This is a genomic window from Candidatus Binatus sp. (assembly GCF_036567905.1).
GTDB lineage: Bacteria > Desulfobacterota > Binatia > Binatales > Binataceae > Binatus.
This window is the reverse complement of record NZ_DATCTO010000016.1, coordinates 1-6,307: the sequence shown is the minus strand read 5'-3', so window position 1 is coordinate 6,307 and position 6,307 is coordinate 1. Positions and strand designations below refer to the sequence as shown.

At 61.7% G+C, this 6,307-nt stretch carries 6 protein-coding genes and 2 tRNA genes; 4 read left to right on the top strand and 4 right to left on the bottom strand.

Annotation, left to right across the window (positions count from 1 at the left end):
• Nucleotides 1–1,027, top strand: a 1,027-nt coding sequence (locus tag VIO10_RS02655) for a Crp/Fnr family transcriptional regulator (RefSeq protein ID WP_331958926.1), incomplete at its 5' end; no start/stop codon positions are given.
• A gap of 191 nt (nucleotides 1,028–1,218) precedes the next feature.
• On the opposite strand, the gene VIO10_RS02650 is transcribed toward VIO10_RS02655, so the two are convergent.
• The 3 genes from VIO10_RS02650 to dksA form a co-directional block, all read right to left on the bottom strand.
• Nucleotides 1,219–1,291 (bottom strand) — tRNA-Ala (locus tag VIO10_RS02650).
• 22 nt (nucleotides 1,292–1,313) lie between these two features.
• Nucleotides 1,314–2,180 (bottom strand): UTP--glucose-1-phosphate uridylyltransferase, encoded by an 867-nt coding sequence (locus tag VIO10_RS02645; protein WP_331958923.1) that lies wholly within the window; start codon nucleotides 2,178–2,180, stop codon nucleotides 1,314–1,316.
• A 33-nt stretch (nucleotides 2,181–2,213) separates the two neighbouring features.
• The gene (gene dksA, locus VIO10_RS02640; protein WP_331958920.1) at nucleotides 2,214–2,573 is read right to left on the bottom strand and encodes an RNA polymerase-binding protein DksA; all 360 of its coding nucleotides are present in this window, start codon (nucleotides 2,571–2,573) and stop codon (nucleotides 2,214–2,216) included.
• A gap of 70 nt (nucleotides 2,574–2,643) precedes the next feature.
• On the opposite strand from dksA, the gene larC reads away from it, so the two are divergent.
• Nucleotides 2,644–3,837: a nickel pincer cofactor biosynthesis protein LarC gene (gene larC / locus VIO10_RS02635; protein WP_331958917.1), complete on the top strand. Its 1,194-nt coding sequence runs from the start codon at nucleotides 2,644–2,646 to the stop codon at nucleotides 3,835–3,837.
• On the top strand, nucleotides 3,834–4,487 hold the full coding sequence (locus tag VIO10_RS02630; RefSeq protein WP_331958914.1) for a radical SAM protein: 654 nt from the start codon (nucleotides 3,834–3,836) through the stop codon (nucleotides 4,485–4,487). Before larC ends, VIO10_RS02630 begins: the two co-directional genes overlap by 4 nt.
• 123 nt (nucleotides 4,488–4,610) lie before the next feature.
• Here the strand turns inward: VIO10_RS02630 and VIO10_RS02625 are convergent, their stop codons facing one another.
• Nucleotides 4,611–5,618, bottom strand: a complete 1,008-nt coding sequence (locus tag VIO10_RS02625) for a nitronate monooxygenase (RefSeq protein WP_331958911.1) — start codon at nucleotides 5,616–5,618, stop codon at nucleotides 4,611–4,613.
• A gap of 128 nt (nucleotides 5,619–5,746) precedes the next feature.
• Between VIO10_RS02625 and VIO10_RS02620 the strand changes: the two genes are divergently transcribed.
• Nucleotides 5,747–5,838, top strand: a tRNA-Ser gene (locus VIO10_RS02620).
• Nucleotides 5,839–6,307: the final 469 nt, after the last annotated feature.

Here is a 6,307-nt window from a genome sequence, read left to right as displayed (position 1 = left end):
CCTGATGTATCTGCCGCGTGACGAGCGTGGTGCCATGGGTAGGAAAATTGAAGCGATCTCGGTGTCCCTTAAGTCTAACTTGCGCCCGTCGAATCGCAGCCGTCGAGCGCAGTCGCCGGATGTAACGACAATCGGTGCGAGGAAACAACCGAGGAGTTGTTCCCTTTGTAACAGAATCGGCCTTGAACGTAACTTTATTTGGCCTAAAACATGCTCCAGATTCAGGCTTATCCGTTGTAAGCGCCAACGGTGTATACGCCCGATCCTGGGCGGTGCGATTTTGAATGAGAAAAGAGATTTCCGCGAAACAGACCTCGACAGACTAAGCCGACTCAAGGTTTTGTCGTGGCTTTCTCCGTCTGAGCTTAAACTTCTGGCAAGTGCGCTCTCGCTTTCCGACTACAAACGACACGCGTTAATTCTGCGCGACGTTGCGCAGGCCCAAAGTGCTCACATTCTGTTGGCAGGAATTGCGCGCATCACCTGCCGCAACGCGCGCAACGAGCGTATCACGGTGGCGATGCTGGCGCCGGGACCGATTCCGGAATTCCCAGCGCTGCCGCTCAGTCAGTCTGGTTTTCAATGCGAGGCTTACAACGATTGCCGCGTTGGAACTGTGAGCTGGGCTGACTTCGGCGGCATTACCCCAAATGCTCCCGAGTCCGCCTTCAAGCAATTTCACAGCAACGATTTGAAGCAGTGGTACCGCCTCCTGCTGCGCAGCTCGAGTTTTCTGAACCTTGGCCTGCACGAACGAATAGCCATCGCGCTGCTGGAGCTGTGCTCGGACTTTGGAGTCGAGGAATCGCGCGGCACGCTGCTGCGCGTATCTTTCAGCCATAAGGACATCGCCAACCTGGTCGGCGCCTCGCGGCCAAGAGTCACCGAGCATCTGGCGCGATTGGAGCGCGAAAAGTTCGTCATCCGCCAGGGACGACAGATGATCGTGCAGGTCGCCAAGCTTCTCGATTCCATGAATGCTCAGGCCGGCGCGCATGTTTTGCGGGTCGATCCGCGACGTGAATAAGGCGAGCGGTTCGGCGCGAGGTCAGTCTTAGGATGGACCTAGCAAAATCGCGCCCGGATAGGTTCTGCCCGATTCTGGCTATTCCCGCCGTCTCGGGCGTTCTCCGGGTCCATGCGTGATCGCAAATAGCGCGCACACGCGCCGATTTCGATCGATTCTCTGACATCTCCAAAAATCTGGAGACTGAAATGTGGAGCAGAAGGGATTTGAACCCTCGACCCCTACGTTGCGAACGTAGTGCTCTCCCAGCTGAGCTACTGCCCCATCCAAGACCGAGACGCGATTACTATTGTGAGATAACTGACTTCAAGTAAGCTCGCAACCTTTCGGCCAGATCGGCGCGTTTCAATCCGAAGCCAATTTGCGCCGAGATGAACCCCACGCGATCACCCAGGTCATAGCGGACGCCCTCGAACTCGTAGCCGTAAATCTTGCGGCGCCCCGCCAGCGCCATCAGCGCGTCGGTCAACTGAATTTCGCCTCCAGCGCCCGGCTTGCCCGCGGCCAGCAGTTCGAAGATGTCGGGCGTCAGCACGTAGCGGCCCATGATTGCGAATTCGCTCGGCGCTTTTTCGGGCGCCGGCTTCTCGACCATCCCACGCAGTTCGTAAGTCCGCTCGCCGACGGCTTTCAAATCGACGATGCCGTACTTCGAGATCTCGCTGCGCGCGACCTTGAGCAGCGCGACCACCGGCGCGTCACGGGTCTCGGCCACGTCCAGGAGCTGGCGCAGGCACGGCCGCGGGCAATCGAAAATGTCGTCGGGGAGCATCACGGCGAACGGTTCGTCGCCGACCGCCTCGCGCGCTTGCAGCACTGCATGGCCGAGGCCGAGCGGACGGTGCTGTTCGGCGATCGTGATCCTGGCCGGATTGTTGCTGCGTCGGACGAGTTCAAGGATGTCGCGTTTGTCGCGGGCTTCGAGATAGCGCTCGAGTTCCGCGTTGGGCTCGAAGTGGTCGGCGACGGTGGTCTTGCCGGGGCTGATGACAAGAATGATTTCCGCGATGCCGGAGGCGACCGCCTCCTCGACGACGACCTGAATCGCCGGTGTATCCACCACCGGCAAAAGTTCCTTGGCGATCACCTTCGACGACGGAAGCATCCGCGTGCCCATCCCGGCCGCGAGAATGACCGCCTTATTTACTTTCATAGCAGTGTGCGATTTTCCGGGTTGGAGGCGTACTCAGATCTTCTGCTCGCGCGCTTCCTGTGCGGATTTGCATGCGATGCAAAGCGTGGTGACGGGGCGCGCCCTGAGCCGCTCGATCCCGATTTCGCCGCCGCATTCCTCGCATTGTCCGTACGAGCCGTCTTCGATTCGCGCGAATGCCTCGCTGATTTTGCTGAGCAACTTGCGCTCGCGATCGCGCATCCGCAGCAGGAAATTGCGATCCGATTCGAGCGCGGCCCGATCGGTCGGGTCGGCGCAGGCCTCTTCCGACTCGTGGTTCATGGTGCCGACCGCGCGCTCCGATTCCTGGAGAATGTCGCGTTTGCGGCCTTCGAGCAATTTTCTGAAGAGCTGGAGGTCTCTTTGCCTCACGGTTGAACTGTCCGTCACGAGCCGAGTTTTTGATTCTATCGACGCCCTGCTACGATGTAAAGGTTGCGGGATGAAAACGGCTTATCTCGACGCGTTCTCCGGCCTCAGCGGCGACATGATTGTCGGCGCAATCCTCGATTGCGGTGCGGACTTTGACCAATTCGAGCGCGCGATCAAGTCGCTGCCGATCGCAGGTTATCGGCTCTCGACCCGGCGCAAAATCTCAAGCGGGATCTCGGCGCTTAAGTTCGATGTCGCCGTGACCCAGCCGCAGCCGGAGCGTCATTTCGCCGAGATTCGCGCGCTGATCGAGGCATCTGCGCTGGCCGCGACCGTCAGGCATCGCGCGATCTCGATCTTCGAAGTGCTTGCCCAAGCCGAGGCGAAGATTCACAACACGTCGCCCGACCGCGTTCATTTTCACGAAGTCGGCGCGGTCGATTCGATCATCGACATTGTCGGCACGGCATGGGGACTCGAGCATCTCGGCGTCGGCGACGTGCTCGTGTCTGTGCTCCCGATGGGCGGTGGATTCACGCGCTCGCAGCACGGAGTCATTCCCGTGCCGGCGCCGGCGACGGCGGAGTTGCTCTCGGGATTCCCGGTGAAAATCGGCGACGGTGCGCACGAGATGGTCACGCCGACCGGCGCGGCGGTGGTCCGCGCGCTGGCGCGGCCGGCGGCCATCCCACTTGGGTTCGAAGTCGAGAAAATCGGCTACGGCGCGGGCGCGCGCGAGCTGGAAGATCGGCCCAATGTGTTGCGGCTGATGCTCGGGCGCGAGCGGGCCGCGTTCGACAGCGACGAGATGATCGAGATCTCCGCAAATATCGACGACCTTAGCCCGCAGATTTACGACCATGTGATGAATCGCCTGTTTGCCGCAGGTGCGCGCGACGTGACGATTACGCCCACGATGATGAAGAAGAGCCGCCCGGCGGTGACCCTGGGCGTGATCGCCGAGGCCACGCGCCGCGACGCGATCGCGGAAATTATCTTTGCGGAGACCTCGACGATCGGACTGCGGTTCCACGGCGTCGAGCGCCTCAAACTGCATCGCGAGATTCACGAGGTCCAGACGCGATGGGGCATGGTTCGGGTCAAAACATCGGGCGCGCATGGGCGCGAGCCGACTACGATTTCGCCAGAGTACGATGACTGCCGGCGAATCGCCGCCGAGCACAAAGTAGCGCTGCGCGTCGTGATCGAGGAAGCGCGCGACGCCGCGCGAGCGCGCGGACCGGCGCATCGCGGCGAAAAATGACTTCCGAACGCCTGCATATCAACGAAATCTTTTACAGCATCCAGGGCGAATCCACGCACGCGGGCCGGCCATGCGTGTTCGTGCGATTAACCGGATGCAACCTGCGATGCAAATGGTGCGACACCGAGTACGCATTCTACGAAGGCCGCCAGATGCCGATTGCCGAGGTCGCCGAAATAATTCGCGGCTACCGCTGCGACCTGGTCGAAGTGACCGGCGGCGAACCGCTGCTGCAGGAGGGCGTGTATCCGCTGGCGGAGGCCATGCTCGAATCCGGCCAGACCGTGATGATCGAGACGTCGGGGGCGGTGGACGTCGGCCGGCTCGACCCGCGCGTCATCAAGATCATGGACCTCAAGTGTCCGGGCAGCGGCGAATGCGAGCGGAATCTTTGGAGCAACCTCGACCATCTGACCCGCCGCGACGAGATCAAATTTGTAGTCGCCGATCGCGCGGATTACCAATGGGCCAGGGACGCAATCGTCGCGCGCGACCTTGCCCGGCGCGTGGGCGCGCTATTGATGAGCCCCGTGCTCGGACAACTGGCGCCCGCCGCGCTCGCGGCGTGGATACTCGAGGATCGAATCCCGGCGCGGCTGCAAATGCAGATGCATAAGCAGATCTGGCCGGGCATTTCCCGCGGCGTTTGATCGCGCGCGCGGGGTCACCCCTGGCCGTGGCGACGGCAGCGCAGTATTAAGCCCGCGGCAGGGGCCGCGCCCGCCAACGGCGGGCGGTCGTTGGCACGACGGGCCAGTATTAATTCGCAGGGGTCACCCCTGCCGCGCCGGCGACGCAGAATGCTGTCGCACGGGATCGCCCGACAGCAATTGCTGCGCTTTTTGCAGCGCCGCCTCGGTCTCGCGCAACAAATCGGCGAACACTTCCGCCGTCGGCTTGATCTCGTGGATCAATCCTGCGCCCTGTCCGGTCGGCATGAACGTGCGATTGGGATCGAAGGGGTTGCCGCCGAGTCCGCTAAAGTTCATGACTCCGTTGTGCTGCGAGGTCATCGCCTGCATGGGGAACGGTTGAATCTTCGAGGGATCCTTCTCCCACTCGAGCGCATATTCGGTGCGGATGACGCGGCAGGTCTTGCCGGTGTATGCGCGCGTGCGCATGGTGGAATCCTCGTGCGCCCTTACGATCGCGTCGCGGTAGCCCGGCGCCGCCTGCGCCTCGGGCGTTGCGATAAAGCGCGTTCCGATCACGACGCCCTGCGCACCGAGGGTGAGCGCCGCCGCGATCTGTCGTCCGTCGGCGATTCCTCCGGCGGCCAGCACCGGCAGCTTGACCGCGTCGATCATCTGCGGCACCAGCGATAGCATCCCGATCTCGCCGGTATGGCCGCCGGCCTCGGTGCCTTGCGCGACGACCACGTCGGCGCCGGCCGCCTGCGACTTGACGCCGTGATGCACCTTGCCGCACATCACGACGATCTTCATCCCGTTGTCGTGCATCACCTTGACGAATTCCTGCGGTACCGAGAGTCCGGCGACGAACACCTTGATCTTTTCCTCGATCATCACGGGTACGTGCGGGCGCATCATGTCGGGAATCGGCGCGAGCATATCGACGGCGAACGGCTTGTCAGTCAGCTCGCGAATCTTGCGGATTTCCGCGCGCAGGTCGTCGGGGCTGAGCGACGCGGCGCCAAGAACCCCGAGTCCGCCGGCGTTGGAAACCGCGGCCACCAGCCTGTGCATCGCGACCCCGCCCATCCCGGCGAGCAGAATCGGATATTTGATTCCAAAGTAATCGCAAATCGGCGTGTGCAGCATCTAAGCGTTCTCCAATGGTGAGCCGTCTATGCGACTGGCTCTTGATGACTTCTTTAGTCCGACCGGTACGGCGCGATCAAGCGCGGTGGCCTGATAGGTTTGCCTGATGCATAATTGCGTTCGCGTGCGGAGAGGTGGCCGAGCCCGGTTTAAGGCGCACGCCTGGAACGCGTGTAGACTCGAAAGGGTCTCGGGGGTTCGAATCCCCCCCTCTCCGCCACACAGTCTGGCATGTTTTCCTACATTTTGGAGAAGCGATAAAATCGGCGCGTGGGGCGCGATTCACGCGCGGCCGTGGAACCAGAGAATGCCATCGGCCGCGGCTGAGCGCGAGAATCCCGCAAAATTCTCTGTTCGCGATTTTGGTGGGTCCATCTGCGAACCGGCCAACATTTTGCGGGGAAGCGTCCTCGGGAAGAACGCCTGCCGCAAGCAACTACGCCCGCGTGAGTCTATCGGGGTTCCAGAGCTTGCTGTTGCGCGCTCCAGAGCGGGGGCAGTTCGATTCTCTGGGTCATCGCTAGAGTGCTGAGGTCTGCGGGCTGGCGCTGTGCCTACTAAAAACTCCGAAAGCGGCGAAAAGTCTAGAGTTTTGGTAAGGGCCGCCGTAGTGTCGCCAGCATGCTTAAGCTCGAGCGATCCATCATCTCGGTTGTTGCCCGCCGATTCCGTAGCCGGGCGGTTGTGGA